Genomic DNA, 21,597 nt, shown 5'->3' with positions numbered 1-21,597 from the left:
AAAGGTTAAGGACAGATTACCAACGGTAATGAGCGAATGCTTTATTCGCTTCAGCCATACGGTGAACGTCTTCACGTTTCTTAACCGCAGTGCCTTTGTTATCAGCAGCGTCAACAAGTTCTTGAGCTAAACGTAAGCCCATAGATTTCTCGCCACGCTTACGTGCAGCGTCTACTAACCAACGCATACCTAATGCGTTGCGACGTACTGGACGTACTTCAACTGGTACTTGATACGTTGAACCACCAACACGGCGAGATTTAACCTCTACCTGTGGGCGGATGTTTTCAAGTGCAGTTTCAAAGATTTCAAGGTGCGATTTGCCTGATTTCTCAGCAGCCACATCTAGCGCACCGTAAACGATTTTTTCAGCAGTAGATTTCTTGCCGTCTAACATTACGATGTTAACGAATTTTGCAAGAAGTTCCGATCCGAACTTAGGATCTGGAAGAATTTTACGTTGACCTATTACGCGTCTTCTAGGCATTTTGTATCTCCGGTTTATTCAGGTTTGCTCTTTCGAGTCAATCACCCAAAACAATAATTAATAATATTTAGTGCTTGGCCTTACTAACGGATAACAATTAGCCTTTAGGGCGTTTTGCACCGTATTTAGAACGAGCTTGACGACGGTCGCTAACGCCTGCACAGTCAAGTGCACCACGAACAGTGTGAAAACGCACACCTGGTAAATCTTTAACACGACCACCACGGATTAGGATTACACTGTGCTCTTGAAGGTTATGACCTTCACCACCGATGTATGATGTTACTTCGAAACCGTTAGTTAAACGAACACGAGCTACTTTACGTAACGCCGAGTTTGGTTTCTTAGGGGTAGTTGTATATACGCGAGTACATACACCACGCTTTTGCGGACACGCTTTAAGCGCAGCTGAGTTACTTTTAGTAACCTTGCTACGACGTGGCTTACGCACTAGCTGGTTAATAGTTGCCATTTAAATAGCTCCTGAAATTAAAATTACTACTGAAAAAATAAAAAAATCCGCCCTTTATTTACAAGCCCGTATTATACGTACAAGTAAATGGGTGGCGGAATTTTAATGAGCAAAGATTGAGCTGTCAACCTAAACCGTCAGCAAGGCAGTATATAACTGCCTTGCAAAAACATAATCTATTGATTAAGTTAAGTTTATTGATTTCCAGATAAATCCGCGTTTAAAGCGTCTGTTAGTGCTTGAGTTGCCTCTTCTGCACTTACTGTTTGCTCTTCAACAACTACTTTGCTCTGCTTACGACGCGCCATACGATCTTGATGATACGCAAAACCGGTACCGGCTGGGATCAAGCGACCCACAATTACGTTTTCTTTCAGACCGCGAAGTTCATCGCTCTTACCATTTACAGCGGCTTCAGTTAGGACACGCGTGGTCTCCTGGAACGAGGCTGCCGAGATGAAAGATTCTGTGGCTAGTGATGCTTTAGTGATACCCATTAACTGGATCTCAAATTTAGCTGGTAACTTGCCTTGAGCTTCTAATTCACGGTTTGCGATATTAACGCGTGCCACTTCAATTTGCTCACCAACTAAGAACTCACTATGACCACCATCAGTGATCGTACACTTACGGATCATCTGACGGATAATTGTTTCAATGTGCTTGTCATTGATCTTAACGCCTTGCAAACGGTAAACCTCTTGCACTTCGTTAACGATGTAGTTAGCAACATGAGTCACACCACGTAGGCGTAAGATGTCATGTGGTGATTCAGGACCATCGGCGATAACCTCACCTTTAGACACTTGCTCACCCTCAAACACGTTAAGTTGACGCCACTTAGGAATCATTTCTTCGTAATGATCGCCTTCAGCTGGTGTAATAACTAAACGCTTCTTACCTTTAGTCTCTTTACCGAAGCTAATCGTACCGGTGATTTCAGCTAAGATAGCTGGCTCTTTCGGTTTACGCGCTTCAAATAAGTCGGCTACGCGTGGTAGACCACCCGTGATATCACGAGTTTTCGAACCTTCTTGCGGAATACGTGCTAGCACGTCACCTGGGTTTGCTGTAACACCGTCAGTTACTTCAATCGTAGTGAATGAAGGAAGACGAGTTTCTTGCAGACCGCGCTCTTCACTTTCGATGATAAGCTTCGGCTCTTTCGCATTGATCTTAGCAAGATCTTTAACAACTACACGGGTTAAACCGGTTAGTTCATCAGTCTGTGCTTCAGTATTTGAGTCATCGATATCGCTGAACGATACTTTTGACTTATGCTCAAGAACGATTGGGTGACTATGCGGGTCCCAAGTAGCAACAATGTCGTTACCTTGAACTTCAGCATTATCTTGAACTGTTAATACCGCACCGTAAGGTACTTTATAACGCTCTTTCTCACGGCCATAACTATCGATAATAGTGATTTCCGTAGAACGTGAAGTAATAACAATCTTACCGTCTGTGTTTAATACATATTTTGCGTTATGAAGCTTCAATGTACCGTTAGTTTTAACTTGTACATTGTTCTCAGCAGAGGCTCTTGATGCCGCACCACCGATGTGGAATGTACGCATCGTAAGCTGTGTACCCGGCTCACCGATTGATTGTGCCGCGATAACACCCACTGATTCACCCGCGTTGATGATATGACCACGTGCAAGGTCACGACCATAACACTTAGCACATACACCAAAGTCGTTATCACACGTGATAACTGAGCGTACACGAACTTCATCAACTGAATGCTCTTCTAAAAGGTCACACAGTTTTTCGTCAAGCATCACGTTACGCTCTACTAGCACTTCATTAGTGCCAGGGATCACAACATCTTCTGCAACAACACGACCTAGAACACGTTCACGAAGTGCTTCTACAACGTCACCACCTTCGATAAGTGGTTTCATTGTTAAGCCATCTTCTGTGCCACAGTCGTCTTCATTGATTACCAAATCTTGTGCAACGTCTACTAGACGACGCGTTAGATAACCCGAGTTCGCTGTTTTCAGTGCTGTATCGGCAAGACCTTTACGCGCACCGTGCGTTGAGATGAAGTACTGTAGTACGTTTAGACCTTCACGGAAGTTAGCCGTGATTGGTGTTTCGATGATTGAACCATCTGGACGTGCCATTAGACCACGCATACCAGCTAGCTGACGGATCTGAGCGGCACTACCACGAGCACCTGAGTCGGCCATCATAAACACTGAGTTAAATGAAGCTTGCTCTTCTTCTTCGCCTTTGGCGTTAATAACCGTGTCTTTTGACAAGTTCGCCATCATCTCACGTGATAAGTTTTCATTTACACGTGACCAGATATCGATAACTTTATTGTACTTTTCACCAGCCGTTACAAGACCTGATTGGAATTGTTGGTTGATTTCAGTTACTTCAGCTTCTGCTGCTTCAATGATTGATGCTTTAACCGGTGGGATAACTAAGTCATCAATACCGATAGAAACACCTGACTTCATTGCGTAATGGAAACCGGTGTACATTACTTGGTCAGCAAAGATAACCGTATCTTTAAGACCTAAACGACGGTAACACTCGTTTAATAAGCTAGAAATCTGCTTTTTACCTAACGCTTGGTTAATTGAAGCGTACGGCATACCTTTTGGTAAAATAAGCGATAAAATTGCACGACCTACAGTAGTGTCGATAATTGTTGTAGTATCAACAACTTCACCGTCTTCGTTTTTAACAGCTTCTTTAATACGTACTTTTACACGCGCATGCAGTTCGGCATTACCACTACGGTATGCTTTTTCCGCTTCTTTAGGATCTTTAAATACGATACCTTCGCCTTTCGCATTAATGCGATCGCGCGTCATGTAATAAAGACCTAATACAACGTCCTGTGATGGAACAATGATTGGCTCACCATTCGCAGGAGATAGGATGTTGTTTGTTGACATCATCAATGCACGGGCTTCAAGCTGTGCTTCAATCGTTAGCGGTACGTGTACCGCCATTTGGTCACCATCGAAGTCAGCGTTGTACGCCGCACAAACTAATGGGTGCAAATGGATTGCTTTACCTTCGATAAGCACAGGCTCAAACGCTTGGATACCCAAACGGTGAAGTGTTGGTGCACGGTTAAGTAATACTGGATGTTCACGAATTACTTCGTCTAATACATCCCATACTTCCGGAACTTCACGTTCTACCATTTTCTTCGCAGCTTTGATTGTCGTAGCCATGCCGCGACGCTCTAATTTGCCATAGATAAATGGTTTGAATAGCTCAAGTGCCATCTTCTTAGGAAGACCACATTGGTGAAGCTTAAGTGTAGGACCAACCGTGATTACAGAACGGCCAGAGTAATCTACACGCTTACCAAGTAAGTTCTGACGGAAACGACCTTGCTTACCCTTGATCATATCAGCAAGCGATTTAAGTGGACGTTTGTTAGAACCTGTAATTGCACGACCACGACGACCGTTATCAAGTAGCGCATCTACCGCTTCTTGTAACATACGTTTTTCGTTGCGTACGATAATATCTGGTGCTGCTAAGTCTAATAGACGCTTAAGACGGTTATTACGGTTAATAACACGACGATAAAGGTCATTTAGATCAGAAGTCGCAAAACGGCCACCGTCAAGTGGTACTAATGGACGTAGATCAGGTGGCAATACTGGTAGTACTGTCATGATCATCCACTCAGGGTTATTACCTGATTGGTGGAACGATTCCATTAATTTAAGACGTTTAGTGATCTTCTTGCGCTTAGTTTCAGAGTTAATTGTTGGTAACTCTTCACGCATTTCAGCAATTAATTGTGCAAGATCGAGTTCACGCAGTAAGTCTAATACTGCTTCAGCACCCATCTTCGCTTCAAACTCATCACCGTGCTCTTCAAGTGCATCTAGGTATTCTTCTTCACCTAATAGCTGACTACGCTCAAGCGTTGTCATACCAGGCTCAGTTACGACGAATGATTCGAAGTAAAGAACACGTTCAATATCACGAAGCGTCATATCAAGCATTAAGCCGATACGTGACGGTAATGATTTTAAAAACCATATATGTGCAACTGGGCTCGCAAGGTCGATGTGACCCATACGATCACGACGCACTTTAGTGAGTGTTACTTCAACGCCACACTTTTCACAGATCACACCACGGTGTTTAAGACGCTTATATTTACCACATAAGCATTCATAATCTTTCACTGGTCCGAAAATACGGGCACAGAATAAGCCATCGCGCTCAGGCTTGAAAGTACGGTAGTTAATAGTCTCAGGTTTCTTTACTTCACCGTATGACCATGAACGAACCATGTCTGGTGAAGCAAGACCAATGCGAATTGCATCGAATTCTTCGGTCTTATTTTGTTGCTTCAGAAACTTAAGTAAGTCTTTCACCTTAGCTCTCCTGTCGGAGTTAATCTTGAGGACGGATAATTTCGTCCCTACATTCTATTCGGCCGTAACAGGTGCTACAGGCTAGCTGTAGCACCTAATTGGCTTAATTTTCTTCCAACTCGATGTTGATACCCAATGAGCGGATTTCTTTCAACAATACGTTGAACGATTCTGGCATACCTGGTTCCATTTTATGGTTACCATCAACGATGTTTTTATACATCTTAGTACGACCGTTCACGTCATCCGACTTCACTGTTAGCATTTCTTGTAGTGTGTAAGCAGCACCGTAAGCTTCAAGTGCCCATACTTCCATCTCACCGAAACGCTGGCCACCGAACTGTGCTTTACCACCCAGCGGCTGCTGAGTAACAAGGCTGTAAGAACCAGTTGAACGCGCATGCATCTTGTCATCAACTAAGTGATTTAGTTTCAGCATGTACATGTAACCTACAGTTACTTGACGTTCGAACTGATCGCCAGTACGGCCATCATAAAGTGTAACCTGACCACTACGTGGGTAGCCACCTAGCTCAAGCATGTCTTTGATTTCGCTTTCTTTCGCGCCATCAAATGCAGGAGTAGCGATTGGTAAACCACCTTTTAAGTTTTCAGCTAAACGACGGATTTCGTCATCAGAGAAGCTAGCAATATCGACAACCTGACGAGATTCACCGATCTCATAAGCTTGTTTGATGAATTCACGCAGCTCATGTAGCTCACGTTGTTCTTTCATCATTTCTTCAATACGCTCACCAATACCACGTGCAGCTAGACCCATATGTGTTTCTAGGATCTGACCGATGTTCATACGTGATGGTACACCCAGTGGGTTAAGTACGATATCAACAGTACGACCTTTGTCATCGTATGGCATATCTTCTACTGGTACGATAGTCGAGATAACACCTTTGTTACCGTGACGACCCGCCATTTTATCACCTGGTTGAATACGACGTTTAACAGCTAGGTATACTTTAACAATCTTAAGTACGCCTGGTGCTAAGTCATCACCTTGGGTAATTTTACGACGTTTGTTTTCAAACTTCTTATCGTATTCAGCTTTAAGCTCATCATACTGGGCTGCTAGTTGCTCAAGTTCAGCTTGCTTGTCTTCTTCAGCAAGGCTTTGAGTAAGTAGTTTCTCAGCATTTAGTGATGCTAATCTTTCTTCGTCTTGACCGGCTGCAATAAGTAACTTACGAGCACGATCTAACACGCCTGCTTCAAGAATACGGAATTCTTCATTAAAGTCTTTCTTCGCATCACGAAGTTGCATTTCTTCAACTTCTAGCGCGCGCTTGTCTTTTTCAACACCGTCACGGGTGAAAACTTGCACGTCAATTACAGTACCAGTTACAGAGTTTGGTACACGTAATGAGCTGTCTTTAACGTCAGACGCTTTCTCACCGAAGATCGCACGTAGTAGCTTCTCTTCAGGAGTTAATTGCGTTTCGCCTTTCGGAGTCACTTTACCTACTAGAATATCGCCGCCTTTAACTTCAGCACCGATATAAACAACGCCTGATTCATCAAGCTTGCCTAGTGCAGATTCACCCACATTCGGGATATCTGCTGTGATCTCTTCTGGACCTAACTTAGTATCACGGGCAACACACTGTAGTTCTTGAATGTGGATAGTCGTTAGACGATCTTCTTCAACTACGCGCTCTGATAGTAGGATTGAATCCTCGAAGTTATAACCGTTCCATGGCATGAATGCCACGCGCAGGTTTTGACCAAGGGCTAAATCACCTAAGTCAGTCGAAGGACCATCTGCTAACACGTCACCACGAGTAACCGGTTCGCCAACCATACAAGTTGGTTTTTGGTTAATACATGTATTTTGGTTAGAACGTGTGTATTTGGTTAAGTTGTAGATGTCGATGCCCGCTTCACCAGGGATGCGTTCTTCTTCATGTACATTAACAACGATGCGACTTGCGTCAGCATACATTACTTCACCACCACGTTTTGCAACAATCGTTACACCAGAATCTTTCGCTAGTGTTAACTCAATACCTGTACCTACTAACGGTTTGTCCGCTTTCAATGTTGGTACTGCTTGACGTTGCATGTTTGAACCCATCAATGCACGGTTAGCATCATCGTGTTCTAGGAACGGGATAAGTGCTGCCGCTACAGAGATCACCTGTTGTGGTGATACATCCATATATTGCTGGTCCATGCGACCCATAAAGGTTGATTCACCTTTGTGACGACATGGAATTAATTCATCTACAAACTCATTGTTTTCAGTTAAGTTTGAGTTCGCCTGTGCGATAACAAACTGACCTTCTTCAATGGCTGATAAGTAATCAACTTCATCAGTTACAACACCATCTACCACTTTGCGGTAAGGTGTTTCTAAGAAACCGTAGTCATTTGTACGTGCGTACGTAGACAATGAGTTAATTAGACCGATGTTTGGACCCTCAGGCGTCTCGATTGGACATACGCGACCATAGTGAGTTACGTGAACGTCACGTACTTCGAAGCCAGCGCGCTCACGAGTAAGACCACCCGGCCCTAATGCAGAAATACGACGCTTATGCGTTACTTCTGATAGCGGGTTATTTTGGTCCATAAACTGTGATAACTGAGATGAGCCAAAGAACTCTTTAACCGCTGCCGAAATAGGCTTAGCGTTAATAAGATCTTGTGGCATGATCGCATCTAGGTCACCTAAGCTTAAACGCTCACGTACAGCACGTTCAACACGTACTAGACCTACACGGAACTGATTCTCAGCCATTTCGCCAACACTACGGATACGACGGTTACCTAAGTGATCGATATCATCAACTTCACCTTGACCGTTACGAATAGCAATAAGTACTTTCATAACAGACACGATGTCGTCTTTGCTTAATGTGCCTGGGCCTGTGTCAGTGTCATAACCAACACGGCTATTGAACTTCATACGACCTACAGTAGATAAGTCATAACGTTCTTCAGAGAAGAACAAGTTCTCAAATAAGGCTTCAGCCGCGTCTTTCGTCGGTGGCTCGCCTGGGCGCATCATGCGATAAATTTCTACTAGTGCTTCTAAGCGGTTAGTGCTTGAATCGATACGTAAGGTATCTGAAATGTATGCACCGCTGTCAACTTCGTTGATATATAACGTATCAATTTTAGTGTGACCTGCTTTAACCAATTCAGCCATTAACTCTAGAGTTAATTCATCATTTGCGTTAGCGATGATCTCACCCGTTGACTCATCAACGTAGTTTTTCGCAACAACGCGACCAATGATGTACTCATGTGGTACTTCTAAATTGTTGATGCCTTTTTTCTCAATGCTCTTGATATGGCGCGCAGTTACACGACGGCCTTTTTCAACTAGCACTTCACCGTCTTCACCTTTAATATCAAAGGCAGCGGTTTCACCACGTAAACGTGAAGGCACAAGTTCCATAAGAACTTTACCGTCAGTTACTTCAAACGCAGTGGTTTCGAAGAAGATGTCTAAGATCTCTTCTGTCGTGTACTCAAGTGCACGCAGCATGATTGACGCCGGTAATTTACGACGGCGATCGATACGTACATACAAGTTATCTTTTGCATCAAACTCAAAATCTAACCATGAACCACGGTATGGGATAACACGTGCATTATAAAGCACTTTACCTGATGAGTGAGTTTTACCGCGGTCGTTATCAAAGAATACACCAGGGCTACGGTGTAGCTGAGAAACGATAACACGCTCTGTACCATTGATTACAAAAGTACCGGTATCGGTCATGAGCGGAATTTCGCCCATGTAAACTTCTTGCTCTTTAATGTCTTTAACTGTGCCTGGAGCTTCTTTGTCCATCACTACAAGGCGCAATTTTACGCGAAGTGGAGCAGAATAAGTCACACCGCGAATTTGACATTCTTTTACATCGAAAACTGGCTCACCAATACGATAACTTACGTATTGAAGCTCAGAATTTCCCGAGTAGCTTTTGATTGGAAACACAGAACGGAAGGCAGCTTCCAAACCATGATCGCCATCAGCGTCCGGCACTAAGAATTTTTTAAACGATTCTAACTGCGTTGACAGTAAGAAAGGTATATCCAAAACTTGTGGACGTTTACCAAAATCCTTACGGATACGTTTCTTTTCAGAATAAGAGTAAGCCATGGGGTTCCTCAGCTTGCTGATCTTTGACCCGACCTGTTCTTGTAAGAACAGACTTAACTGGCATCTAAGCCAAGATTGTACAACATTTAATTGTTGTTCCGATAAACTCTCACTTTAACACTAGCAAACTATAAAGCGTTGAAAGTAAAGAGAAAACCAGATTTTATTTGCGCGATAGGAATACATCGCTCTATAGCGCAAAAAGGCCGGTGATTATATAATCACCAGCCCTTGCCTGATTGCTCAGGCAGCGAACCTAGCGTGAGCTAGATTACTTAACCTCAACTTCAGCACCAGCTTCAGTAAGTTCTTTTGCAAGTGCTTCAGCTTCTTCTTTAGATACACCTTCTTTAACAGGTGTAGGAGCAGCTTCAACAAGCGCTTTCGCTTCTTTAAGGCCTAGGCCAGTTGCGCCACGTACAGCTTTGATTGCCGCAACCTTGTTAGCGCCAGCGCCAGTAAGGATTACGTCAAATTCAGTTTTCTCTTCAGCAGCTTCAGCAGCAGGACCTGCTACCATAGCAGCTGCAGCAGTTACGCCGAATTTTTCTTCCATTGCTTCAACAAGAGCAACAACGTCCATTACTGACATTTCAGCAATTGCGTCAAGGATTTGGTCTTTAGTTACAGACATTACAAATTTCCTAATAATTAACGGACTCTAGGTCCAAAAAAATTTTACACCGAAAGGTTGATTAAACAGCTTAAAATTAAGCAGCTTGCTCAGCTTTCTGTACACGTACTGCTTCAATTGTTTTACACAATTTGCCAGCAGACGCTTCTTTCATAGCGCTCATTAAGCGTGCAACAGCTTCGTCGTATGTAGGTAGAGTTGCAAGCATAGCTGCATCTACTACATTGCCTTCAAAAGCGGCCGTTTTAAGCTCAAATTTCTCGTTCTTTTTTGCAAAAGCAGAAAAGATACGCGCAGCAGCACCTGGGTGCTCTGATGAGAAAGCAATTAAGCTTGGACCAACAAATGAATCAGAAAGGCACTCAAACTGTGTTCCTTCAAGAGCACGTTTTGCTAGAGTGTTACGGACAACTTTCATCCAAACACCATTTGCACGAGCTTCTTTACGAAGGGCAGTGATTGCGCCAACTGTTACACCACGAGAATCTGCAACAACTGCAGATAGAGCACCATTGGCTGCTTCGTTGACTTCAGCAACAATTGCTTTTTTGCCTTGAAGATTTAAAGCCATGGGTGTTACTCCTGGTTTAATGGGGTTACCGACATTCGGTTTCCCTGTTCTACTCTTCCCTATCAAACAAGATAGAGATGCTTTTTACGGCGAGAGCCAGAAGGATTAGGAAAAATCTATCTGGGGATTCACACCGTCTACGTAGGTTAATATTAAGGCCGAAGCCACCTACGGTCTTGGACGGAAGCCCAATTTATCGCTTTACCCGAAGGCGCACCGAAATTATGGACTTCAACCCGAATTCTTTACTTGTCGAAAAATTAAATTTTTCAACAAAATGGCGCAAGATTATAGTACAAATTTCACGCCATGTAAACACTCAATTAAACAACAGCAGTGCTTAAAGTGCTTTGGTCAACAGATACACCTGCGCCCATTGTTGTAGAGATGGTTACTTTCTTCACGTAAACACCTTTTGCTTGTGAAGGTTTAGCCTTCTTAAGCGCAACAATAAGAGCTTCAAGGTTTTGTTGAAGTTGCTCAGCTGTGAAATCAACCTTACCAATAGTAGTATGGATGATACCATTTTTGTCATTGCGGTAACGCACTTGACCAGCTTTTGCATTTTTAACTGCTTCTGCAACATTAGGTGTTACAGTACCAGTTTTAGGGTTTGGCATTAGACCACGTGGACCTAAGATTTGACCTAGTTGACCAACAACACGCATAGCGTCTGGTGATGCAACAACAACGTCAAAGTTCATCTCGCCTTTTTTAACTAATTCAGCAAGATCTTCCATACCTACTAATTCAGCACCGGCTTCTTTCGCAGCTTCTGCGTTAGCGCCTTGTGTGAATACTGCAACGCGAACGTCACGACCAGTACCGTTTGGTAGTACAGTTGCACCACGAACGTTTTGGTCAGATTTACGAGCATCAATACCAAGGTTAACAGCAACGTCAACACTTTCTACGAATTTAGCTGTCGCTAACTCTTTTAAAAGAGCAACTGCTTCGTTGATTTCGTAATCTTTAGTCGTTTCCACTTTTTCGCGGATAGTACGCATACGTTTAGTTAATTTAGCCATTATCTTAGTCCTCTACGTTCAAGCCCATCGCACGCGCAGAACCTGCGATAGTGCGAACCGCAGCTTCTAAATCAGAAGCTGTAAGGTCAGGTTTTTTAGTCTCAACGATCTCTTCAAGTTGAGCACGTGTTACTGTGCCTACTTTTTCAGTGTTAGGACGGCCTGAACCAGATTTGATACCTGCAGCTTTCTTAAGTAAGTAAGCAGCCGGTGGCGTTTTCATGTCGAACGTAAATGAACGGTCGCCGTAAACAGAGATCACTACAGGAACTGGAGCGCCTTTTTCAATAGATTCTGTACGTGCGTTGAACGCTTTACAGAATTCCATGATGTTTACACCGTGTTGACCTAGTGCTGGACCTACTGGAGGACTAGGGTTAGCCATACCAGCAGCAACTTGTAGCTTGATTAGAGCTTCAACTTTCTTAGCCATTATAAATACCTCATTAGGTGGGTCTTAGCCTTGTGCGCGCGAGGACGCGTACTCTAACGGCTTCCCAGTTTAAAAATTGGTTTCTCACTTTCTGTAAGCAAATCAAGAAACTCTTGCTCTGAATACAAAAAGGCCGCTGATTATAAGTTAATCAGCGGCCTTTATCAAGCTTTATACCAAAACATTAAAACATTTGGTATAAACCATTTAATTTAATTAGCGATCTTGCTCAACTTGACCGAATTCAAGTTCAACTGGAGTTGAACGACCAAAGATAAGTACCGATACTTTTACGCGGCTCTTTTCATAGTCAACGGCTTCAACCACACCGCTAAAGTCAGCAAATGGGCCATCAACAACGCGCACCACTTCACCTGGCTCAAACAATGTTGCAGGTTTAGGCGCTTCAGCATTTTCTTGTAAACGGTTCAGGATACGATCTGCTTCCTTAGAGCTAATAGGTGCTGGACGATCAGACGTGCCACCAATAAAGCCCATTACACGTGCAGTGCTGTTCACTAAGTGCCAGCTTGCATCGTTCATATCCATTTGGATAAGTACATAACCTGGGAAGAACTTACGCTCAGATTTACGCTTTTGACCTGCGCGCATCTCTACCACTTCTTCAGTAGGCACTAATACTTCACCAAAACTATCTTCCAAACCTTCGATCTTGATATGCTCAAGAATAGTCTGTGCAACACGCTTCTCATAACCTGAGAAAGCCTGTACTACGTACCAACGTAGTTTCTTTTCGTTGTTCTCATCCGACATGGGATCAGATCTCCAATCCAGTTAAAAAGCCTACTGCGCGGAATAATATACCATCTAATCCCCAAAGGATAAGTGCCATAATCGCAGTTGCAACCATTACAATAAATGTCGTATGGGTAGTTTCTTGGCGCGTTGGCCACACTACTTTACGTACTTCGATGCGTGCTTCTTTTGCAAAAGCAAGAAAGGTACGCCCTTTTTCAGTTTGTGATGCAATGCCTAAACCAGCAGCCACCGCAACCACAACACCAATAGCACGGAGTAACACAGATTGATCTGCGTACATGTAGTTTCCAACTACTGCGCCTGCAAGTAGCGCAATTGCTACAAGCCACTTTACTGAATCCATCGCACTTGATGGCGTTTCTACATTCGTGCTCATAATATTATTACCTTAACTACAGACACAACAACCCTACACTATGGCAGGGTTAATCCATTAAAATCCAAACTTAAAAACAGACTTATTTAAACCGATTTTTAACCCTAGACTTTACCCACTAACAGGAAAATTGGCAGGGGCGGAGAGATTCGAACTCCCAACCGTCGGTTTTGGAGACCGCTGTTCTACCAATTGGAACTACGCCCCTGCAAAGTGGATGCCTATTATACTTACGCAATTCATTAACACAAGTGTAAAAGATACCCAGAAGTCAAAATCTCACCACTGGATTGAAAAATCCACCTTAACATTGATTAAAAAGCAGTTTATGATTGTTTCAATTAAAGGGATTTTAACATTTATCAGGAACGTAGTGCCTAAAATAAAAACAAGCATCTATATCGCCCTTTTAGGGTTTATTGGGTTATTGCACAGTCAAGCTTTTGCCCTATCACTGCATTTGGATTCATTTTCTAATGAGCAAGGTTTAACGCAAAATTCGATTACTTGTAGCGTTACTGATGCACGAGGGTTTCACTGGTTTGCTACTCAAAGTGGCCTTAATCGCTTTGATGGCTATGAGTTTAAACGCTTTAAGTCACATCCTACCCAGCCAAGTATAGCTGGGAATTGGATCACAGACTGCCTTAAAACAAGCGATAACTTGCTGTGGTTTGCCACCGCCACACAGGGGCTGAACGCACTAAATACTGAAACAGGTGTATTTACCCAGTTTGATCAAAATAGTGCACTTGCAATAAAAGATAACCGCATTTGGTCAATCCTAGCAGATCAACAGAATAATATTTGGTTAGGCCATGAAGAAGGGTCTTTAACCCGTTTAAACCTGATAAACAATGAAGTTGAGTATTTTCAATACACACAGCATGGTAACCTTATTTTTCAGGATATGGTCATTGATACGCAGCAAAATTTATGGCTTGCGAGTAACCAAGGTCTCGTTAAATTTAATCCAGCAACTGGGCAGTTTAGTTACTTCCCAACAAGTAAAAAGCAACTATGGCGCCTTAAGCTAACTACACAAGGGCAATTGCTGATTGCTAGTAAAACAGGTCTGAGTATATTTGATCTCCATAAAGAGCACTTTACTGAGGTCACGCAACTGACCAATATATGGATCAGTGATATCTTAATTGATAATAATAATAATTTATGGCTAAGCAGTTATGGCCATGGTTTGTACTATAACCCTAACTATCAAACTAAACTTAACGACTTTACTCAGCTTAAGTATCAGCCACAACAACGCCATGGCCTTGTTAATGACCACCTACTCTCCTTGTATCAAGATACTCAGGGCATTATTTGGATTGGAAGTGATGGCTATGGTTTACAACGCTATGATCCTCGTCAAAATCAGTTTCATCATCAACAACATCATGACGAGCAAGCCACAACTATTAGCCACAACTTTGTGCGTGCCTTACTCAAGGATAGCCAAGGGCAATTATGGGTCGGTACTCGTAATGGCTTAAATCGACAAACCGAAGACGGTTTTGTGCGTTATCTGATCAACAACAGTAATCTCACTAATAACAATATCTTTAGCCTCCATCAAGATAACCAACAACGCATATGGATTGGCACCTACGGTGGTGGACTTCTGCGTTATAATCACGATAGCGATGACTTTACAGCATTTACGGTGCAAAGCCACCAGCTCAGCAGCGACTATATCTACGCGATCACCAGTGATCAAAGCGGTAATTTATGGCTAGGTAGTAACCAAGGATTAAGCCGGTTTAACCCAAGTAATTACGCCGTAACGCATTTTCAACATTCGGAACAATCGTTAAGCCTATCGAATAATATTGTATTTAGCTTAATTTACGACACTCAAGCCAATGCGATTTGGGCTGGTACCCGCGTGGGCTTAAACAAGCTCTCGCTAGGTAACTACCAATTTAGCCACTACCAAGCTGAGCCAACAAAAGCTAACAGTTTAACTCACAACATGGTCACAGCTTTGCATTTGCAAGATGAAAATACCCTATGGGTGGGAACATTCGGGGGCTTAAACAAATTCGATAAAGTCAGCGGTACAATAACTCCCATCACTGAACATAATGGCCTGCTCAATGATAATATCTTTGCTATTAAACAAGATAAGACAGGCCAGTTATGGTTGGCAAGCAATCAAGGTTTGACTCGTTATGAGCCAAACTCTAATAGTATGCAGCACTTTTTACCCCGAGATGGAGTACAACATAATTCATTTATCCTTGGAGCCGCTTTTCAGGCAGCAGATGGCGAGCTACTCTTTGGTGGGATCAACGGCTTTAATCAGTTCGATCCGCTCAAGCTGCAACTAGCCGCAAAGACTCCTGAACCAGTATTAACTGAGTTACTGATTAACAACCAAGTTATTAGCACAGCACAATATACCAAACACCAATCTCATACTGCCCCCATGATGAGCTACACTAAAACACTACGCTTTAATAAAAGTGATGGCGTAATTGGTTTTAAATTCGCAGCGCTTAATAGCCCTTCCGCACCTCAACAATATCAATATGCCTATAAACTGGCAGGCTTTGATAAACAATTTCTTTATACTGATGCCCAACAACGGCAGATAAATTACCCACAATTGCCCGCGGGAGATTATCAACTAAAGCTAAAAGTAAAAGATCAATATGGCCTGTGGAGCAAAACCAGCACGCTAGTTGCACTAACAGTGGTACCACCTTGGTGGCAAAGCCAATTTGCAATTGCTGTTTATTGTATCGTCACTGTGCTTATCATCTGGTTGATTGTCGCCTCGCTATATCGTGCTAAACTTGCTGAGCAGAGCAGCCAACAAGCCCAACAGCTAAATCGTTTAAAGAGCCAGTTCTTAGATAATATTAGCCATGAGTTAAAAACGCCATTGAGCCTAATTTTAGCCCCACTGGAAAGCCTACAACTTCAACATCAAGATCACGCAAGCTCTACACAGCTGTCGATGATCAAACGAAACAGCCTGCGTTTACTTAGCTTAATTAATCAACTACTGCAGCTAAGCCAACGTCCCAGCACTGCCATTCAGTATGTTTCCCCCTACCCACTGACAGCATTTATAGAGCAATTGGTAGTCGATTTCAGTGTCTTGTTTGAGCAAAAAGGTATTCAATTAACATTTACGGATCTCACTTCCCAAGACTGCCTAATTATCCTAGCACCAGAACATACAACTTCTATTATAAGTAACTTAATCAACAATGCCTTGAAATACACACACTCTGGTGGGCGAGTTGAGGTGAGTTTATCAGTGCAGAATACACATGCTGTGATCATGATTACTGATACAGGTATCGGCATTGAAAAGCATCAACAACACTTAATTTTGAACGTTTTACTCGTGTTACAACCCAACAAAGCGGCAGCGGTATTGGCTTAGCTTTAGTGAAGCAGCTATTAGCGCAATATGGAGGAGAGATCTCACTAACCAGCACAATCGGTGAAGGTAGCTGCTTTAGTGTCACACTCCCTTTAGTAACCGCTGAGCATAAGAGCGTCTCACAGCCGGTAGCTTTAAGTAACAACAACGACATAAACAAAATGAAAAAGCTGTTGATTGTTGAAGATCACACTGACATGCGCGAACTATTACTTACTTTATTTGCTGAGCATTATCATTGTTTAACGGCTATTGACGGAGAGCAAGGGTTAGCCATGTGTCAAACTGAGATGCCAGACTTAGTGATCAGCGATGTCATGATGCCTTGTATGGATGGCTACCAATTACTTAATACACTGCGAACCAACAATCTGACTAGCCATATACCGGTATTATTACTCTCAGCTAAAGCCGATACCCAAAGTAGACTCAAGGGCCTTGATCTACTTGCCGATGACTTTTTAAGTAAACCATTTGAGCCCCAATTACTACTTAGCCGAGTACAAGGATTACTCAATATTCGCGCTGTACTTAATCGCCATTTAGCAAAACAACTAGCAGCCCATACCCCAACTTTAGAGCTAGATCCACAGCTTACCCAAAGTAAAGATTATCTGTTTACCGAACGACTAAAAACGGTGATCCGCGGTAACTACCATAACGACACATTTACTATCGAGGAATTTGCCGCTGAGTTATACCTCAGCCCCCGAGCCTTACAGCTGAAAATGAAAGCGCTCTACAACTTAACCCCCAGTGATTACATTCGTAACACCCGCATAGAATATGCCGAGCAATTACTGACTGATAGTGAGCTGGCGATTGGTTTGGTTGCCGAGCAAGTCGGCTTTAGTTCACAAAGTTACTTTGCTCGCTGCTTTAAAACTAAGCATGGCATCTCGCCAAAGCAATTTAGAGAAAAGAGCTGTCGCAATGTCAAAGTTTCGCCTGTGTGACCAAAGTGTTCGTTTCAGTACTACTTTTAACTTTATGATTTCTTTAAATTAACTTTAAAACAATTTGTAAAATATAAAACCCTACAGTTTTAATTTGGCATAGTAATTAAGGAAAATCATATGTTCACAACAACCAAAAAAGCACTGCTTGCAACCCTTATTGCAGGGAGCCTCAGTGCTTGTCAAAGTACTTCAACACAAGTGACCTCAAACCAAGACTCGCCAAATATTAACGACGTTGCTCAGCAGCAATACAATGGCCCAAAAGCACGTATTGCAGTGGCACGCTTTACTGACAAATCAAACGACTCGCGTTGGTGGCGTAAAGAAATTGGCGATGGCATGGCTGATCAACTCACTACCGCCTTAGTGGGAACTAATCGCTTTATTGTACTGGAACGCCAAGCATTAGATGCCGTGTTATCAGAGCAAGATTTAGCCGTATCAGGGCGTGTCAGCGCAGCTTCTGGTGCCGCTTATGGTGAAATTGAAGGTGCTGAAATCGTTGTAGTTGCAGCTGTGACAGAATTTGACGATGATAGCTCAGGTGCAAGTATGGGTTCAGGTGGCTTTATTGGTTATGTGTTTAGTTCTGTATCTGCGGGCTTTTCAGGCTCACATATGGCGATTGATTTACGCCTAATAGACACTCGCACTTCACGTATTTTAGCCGCAACCAGTGTCGAGGGCGGTAGTAAAGACTTTGACTTCACCAGTGCCGCTACCAACTTTGGTGGTGCGCTTGTTGGGGGTAACTTAAGCGGCTGGTCAGATACCCCAAAAGAGAAAGCACTCAGAGAAGTGATCATCAAAGCAGTTGAGTTTTTACAAACAAAGGTACCTGACACTTACTACCGCTACAACAGTAATAACACTTTAGCCGCTGGATACACTGCGCCACCACCACTGACGGTTAGCGCAGCCGCAACACCTAAAGCTGTTGCCCCCGTTGCTGCTGTTGATGTACCCACACATAGAATGCCGCATTATGAAAAAATGGATCTAGCTATGTCACGCATGAATCTAGTTTGTTTAGGGTATTTAAAAAGCCAACCGCATTACGAAGAGTTTGAAACTGAAGATGTTGCCTATGACCGTCAAACCGTCATTGCTCTGCGTGAATATCAACAAGAAAAACAATTGAAAGTAACCGGCCTTGCTGATGAGGTAACAAAAAAATCCTTAGATGATAGCCAGTGCTTAGCTAAAACAAATAAATCTGGCTTAGAAAGCTTAGGCAGTATGTTTAACTTTTAGAGCACTTGCTCTGACTCCAACTTGCAGCCAGTTTTATACTGGCTGCTATTTTCAGCTTACAGTAACTGTAATATGTCACTTTGGTAAAGTCACACAGCAAGCAAATTTGCTCAGATGGATGTTCTGCAGGTATCACCATCCACTGTAGTGCATTTTCAAAATCAGCTTTGTGCCAAAAAACAATTTAGCCGCATCATGCTCCAGCCGTAACTTTTCTAATTCACTCTGACGCGTCATTGAGTACCGTATAAACGTCAGTAAGTAAGCTTGAGGCGCCAAACCTAAAAGTCGTAGGTTGTAAATACTGCTCACCCATTAAATCGTGAGCTAAACGTAAGTAATTACTTGCATCAGATACTGTTTTAACCCCACCTGCGGCTTTAAAACCCACCACTTGTGATGATTGCTTAATGGTACTCAACATGATCTCTGTAGCTTCAAGAGTTGCATTTATAGCAACCTTTCCTGTACTGGTTTTTACAAAGTCAGCACCGCCGGCAATGGCCAGTTCTGTCGCTTGTTTAATCAATTCAGGGGTTTTTAACTCTCCCGACTCAATAATGACTTTAAGTTGTACATGTTCAGGGCAAAGCTCTTTAGATGCGCGTACATAATGCAGTGCTGTATCTGCATCACCATCAATCAATGCTTGATATGGCATTACTAAATCAATTTCATCAGCACCACGCTCAATCGCAATTAAGGTCTCGTTTACAACATTATTTAACGGGTTATTGCCCGTGGGAAAGTTAGTCACAGTGGCCACCTTTACGAAACTCAGCTCACGCTGTGCTAGAGCCAATTTAGCATCAGCAACAAACTGGCTGTACACACACACCGCCGCGGGAATACCTACGTTTGGCTCAATACTAGTGATCAAAGCCTGAATACTGGCTGTGGTATCGTCATCATTTAAACTGGTTAAATCCATTAATTTTACTGCTAGTGTCGCAGCGTCTAATTGTGTTGTCATAAAATCACCAAATCAGGTCAGGTATGAGTAATAGTACCAAAAATAGCAAATCTCGCTATAGCTAATAACCAAACACTCTAAGCTAACAAACGGCCCTCTATATAGCTTGCAACTCGTCGCAATCCCCTGTTAACTAAGGCTTAAGCCAAACCTAACCACCACATATAACATTTGGTTATATCAACTGGGTTTTAATTATTTTTTACTTCGCTTGCACCGCTATATTCTGCGTTTGTTGAAAAAGCATTTATGCTGCGATTTTTCTCTAGGGGTCTACTACATGCAATATTTACCTATTTTTACTAAGCTCGACAACAAACCTGTATTAGTTGTGGGTGGGGGAGATGTTGCGTTACGTAAATGTCGTGCATTTTTAAAAGCACGCGCTGCGGTAACGTTAGTAGCACCTGAATTCTGTGATGAGCTAAATACTTTAGCCAATAATAACGAAGTTACGTTGATCACGGATTACTTTAACGAACAGCACCTAGACGGCATGATGCTGGTAATTGCAGCAACCGATCTGGAAGATGTAAACGCGCAAGTGTTTGAATTAGCTAATGCGCGCAATGTTTTTGTTAACGTGGTTGATGACCAACCCAAATGCAGCTTTATTTTTCCATCCATTGTTGATCGCAACCCAATCACTATTGCGATCTCCAGTTCTGGTACAGCACCAGTACTAGCACGACGCTTACGCGAAAAATTAGAAACACTTATTCCACAGCACATCGGTCCGCTTGCTAGTTTAGTAGGCAGCTTTCGCGAAAAGGTAAAACAACGCTTTACACATTTTTCAGACCGTCGTCAGTTTTGGGAAACCGTATTTGATTCATCGGTAGTAAGTAAAGTGCAAAGTGGCGATACCACAGCCGCAGCACAGCAGCTTGAACAACTACTGGATGCGAAACCTGAGCCTGAAGGCGAAGTGTATGTGATTGGTGCAGGCCCTGGAGACCCTGAGTTGTTAACACTAAAAGCACTGCAATTAATGCAACAAGCTGATGTCGTAGTATACGACTATTTAGTTTCTGATGAAATTATGGAGCTTGTTCGCCGTGATGCCGACTTAGTGTGTGTTGGTAAACGTTTAGGTGATCACAGTGTGCCGCAAGAAGATACCAATCAAATGCTGGTCGATTTTGCCAAACAAGGTAAAAAAGTATGCCGTATTAAAGGGGGTGACCCATTCATTTACGGCCGTGGCGGCGAAGAAGTACAAGTACTTGCAGCTAACCAAGTGAACTATCAGATAGTCCCAGGTATTACTGCTGCTGCAGGTTGCAGTGCCTATGCGGGTATTCCACTTACGCATCGTGACCATGCACAAGCAATACAGTTTGTCACCGGCCATTGTAAAAAAGACGGCCAAGAACTCGATTGGCAATCACTGGCTAAGCCAAACCAAACTTTAGCAATTTATATGGGGGTGATTAAATCCCCTCACATCCAAGCGCAGTTACTTAAACATGGCCGTGGTGCAGATACGCCAGTGGCAATTATTGAAAACGGCACGCGTAAAAACCAACGCGTAGTAACTGGGCAATTAGGTGAGCTGGCTGATTTAATCGAACGCCACAGCATTATTTCACCAGCATTATTAATTATTGGTGAAGTTGCGTCATTACATGAACAACTTCATTGGTTTGGCGAAAAAGCCCAAACCAGCAGCTTTGCACAACCCCTTACTGGTGTGGCATAGCTGTAAACTATTTAGATTTTAACTTTTAA

At 42.9% G+C, this 21,597-nt stretch carries 15 protein-coding genes and 1 tRNA gene; 4 read left to right on the top strand and 12 right to left on the bottom strand.

What is annotated here, in order from left to right:
* Nucleotides 1-16: 16 nt before the first annotated feature.
* The 11 genes from rpsG to KAN5_RS16055 form a co-directional block, all read right to left on the bottom strand.
* The gene (gene rpsG, locus KAN5_RS16105; protein ID WP_016710546.1) at nt 17-487 is read right to left on the bottom strand and encodes a 30S ribosomal protein S7; all 471 of its coding nucleotides are present in this window, start codon (nt 485-487) and stop codon (nt 17-19) included.
* Between the two features lie 97 nt (nt 488-584).
* Nucleotides 585-959, bottom strand: a complete 375-nt coding sequence (rpsL, locus tag KAN5_RS16100; RefSeq protein ID WP_002958885.1) for a 30S ribosomal protein S12 — start codon at nt 957-959, stop codon at nt 585-587.
* A gap of 194 nt (nt 960-1,153) precedes the next feature.
* Nucleotides 1,154-5,329 carry a DNA-directed RNA polymerase subunit beta' gene (rpoC, locus tag KAN5_RS16095; RefSeq protein WP_016710547.1) on the bottom strand — a complete coding sequence of 1,392 codons (4,176 nt, stop codon included), beginning with the start codon at nt 5,327-5,329 and terminating at the stop codon, nt 1,154-1,156.
* Nucleotides 5,330-5,432: 103 nt separating this feature from the next.
* A complete protein-coding gene (gene rpoB / locus KAN5_RS16090) occupies nt 5,433-9,458 on the bottom strand; it encodes a DNA-directed RNA polymerase subunit beta (RefSeq protein WP_016710548.1) in 4,026 nt (1,341 codons plus the stop codon).
* 271 nt (nt 9,459-9,729) lie between these two features.
* Nucleotides 9,730-10,092 (bottom strand): 50S ribosomal protein L7/L12, encoded by a 363-nt coding sequence (gene rplL, locus KAN5_RS16085; protein WP_016710549.1) that lies wholly within the window; start codon nt 10,090-10,092, stop codon nt 9,730-9,732.
* Between the two features lie 76 nt (nt 10,093-10,168).
* Nucleotides 10,169-10,663 carry a 50S ribosomal protein L10 gene (gene rplJ, locus KAN5_RS16080; RefSeq protein WP_016710550.1) on the bottom strand — a complete coding sequence of 165 codons (495 nt, stop codon included), beginning with the start codon at nt 10,661-10,663 and terminating at the stop codon, nt 10,169-10,171.
* A gap of 323 nt (nt 10,664-10,986) precedes the next feature.
* On the bottom strand, nt 10,987-11,691 hold the full coding sequence (rplA, locus tag KAN5_RS16075; protein WP_016710552.1) for a 50S ribosomal protein L1: 705 nt from the start codon (nt 11,689-11,691) through the stop codon (nt 10,987-10,989).
* A gap of 4 nt (nt 11,692-11,695) precedes the next feature.
* Nucleotides 11,696-12,124, bottom strand: a complete 429-nt coding sequence (gene rplK, locus KAN5_RS16070) for a 50S ribosomal protein L11 (protein WP_008108462.1) — start codon at nt 12,122-12,124, stop codon at nt 11,696-11,698.
* A gap of 216 nt (nt 12,125-12,340) precedes the next feature.
* Entirely contained in the window at nt 12,341-12,898 is a 558-nt protein-coding gene (gene nusG / locus KAN5_RS16065; RefSeq protein WP_016710554.1) for a transcription termination/antitermination protein NusG, read from the bottom strand.
* A 4-nt stretch (nt 12,899-12,902) separates the two neighbouring features.
* On the bottom strand, nt 12,903-13,280 hold the full coding sequence (gene secE, locus KAN5_RS16060; protein WP_016710555.1) for a preprotein translocase subunit SecE: 378 nt from the start codon (nt 13,278-13,280) through the stop codon (nt 12,903-12,905).
* A gap of 131 nt (nt 13,281-13,411) precedes the next feature.
* A tRNA-Trp gene (locus KAN5_RS16055) sits at nt 13,412-13,488 on the bottom strand.
* Nucleotides 13,489-13,653: 165 nt separating this feature from the next.
* Between KAN5_RS16055 and KAN5_RS16050 the strand changes: the two genes are divergently transcribed.
* The 3 genes from KAN5_RS16050 to KAN5_RS16040 all read left to right on the top strand — a co-directional run bounded on the left by KAN5_RS16050 (nt 13,654) and on the right by KAN5_RS16040 (nt 18,893).
* Complete coding sequence (locus KAN5_RS16050) at nt 13,654-16,680, top strand: two-component regulator propeller domain-containing protein (protein ID WP_347881507.1); 3,027 nt, start codon at nt 13,654-13,656, stop codon at nt 16,678-16,680.
* A 5-nt stretch (nt 16,681-16,685) separates the two neighbouring features.
* On the top strand, nt 16,686-17,636 hold the full coding sequence (locus KAN5_RS17590) for a response regulator (protein WP_347881506.1): 951 nt from the start codon (nt 16,686-16,688) through the stop codon (nt 17,634-17,636).
* A 120-nt stretch (nt 17,637-17,756) separates the two neighbouring features.
* Nucleotides 17,757-18,893, top strand: coding sequence for a CsgG/HfaB family protein (locus KAN5_RS16040; protein WP_244390104.1), 1,137 nt, complete (start codon nt 17,757-17,759; stop codon nt 18,891-18,893).
* 220 nt (nt 18,894-19,113) lie between these two features.
* Here KAN5_RS16040 and deoC read toward each other — a convergent pair whose 3' ends face one another.
* The gene (gene deoC / locus KAN5_RS16035) at nt 19,114-19,866 is read right to left on the bottom strand and encodes a deoxyribose-phosphate aldolase (protein ID WP_016710558.1); all 753 of its coding nucleotides are present in this window, start codon (nt 19,864-19,866) and stop codon (nt 19,114-19,116) included.
* A 280-nt stretch (nt 19,867-20,146) separates the two neighbouring features.
* Between deoC and cysG the strand changes: the two genes are divergently transcribed.
* Nucleotides 20,147-21,568 (top strand): siroheme synthase CysG, encoded by a 1,422-nt coding sequence (cysG, locus tag KAN5_RS16030; protein ID WP_138554554.1) that lies wholly within the window; start codon nt 20,147-20,149, stop codon nt 21,566-21,568.
* Nucleotides 21,569-21,597 lie beyond the last annotated feature (29 nt).

Source organism: Pseudoalteromonas sp. KAN5 (genome assembly GCF_022846535.1).
GTDB lineage: Bacteria > Pseudomonadota > Gammaproteobacteria > Enterobacterales > Alteromonadaceae > Pseudoalteromonas > Pseudoalteromonas haloplanktis.
This window is presented reverse-complemented; position numbering and strand designations above follow the sequence as displayed.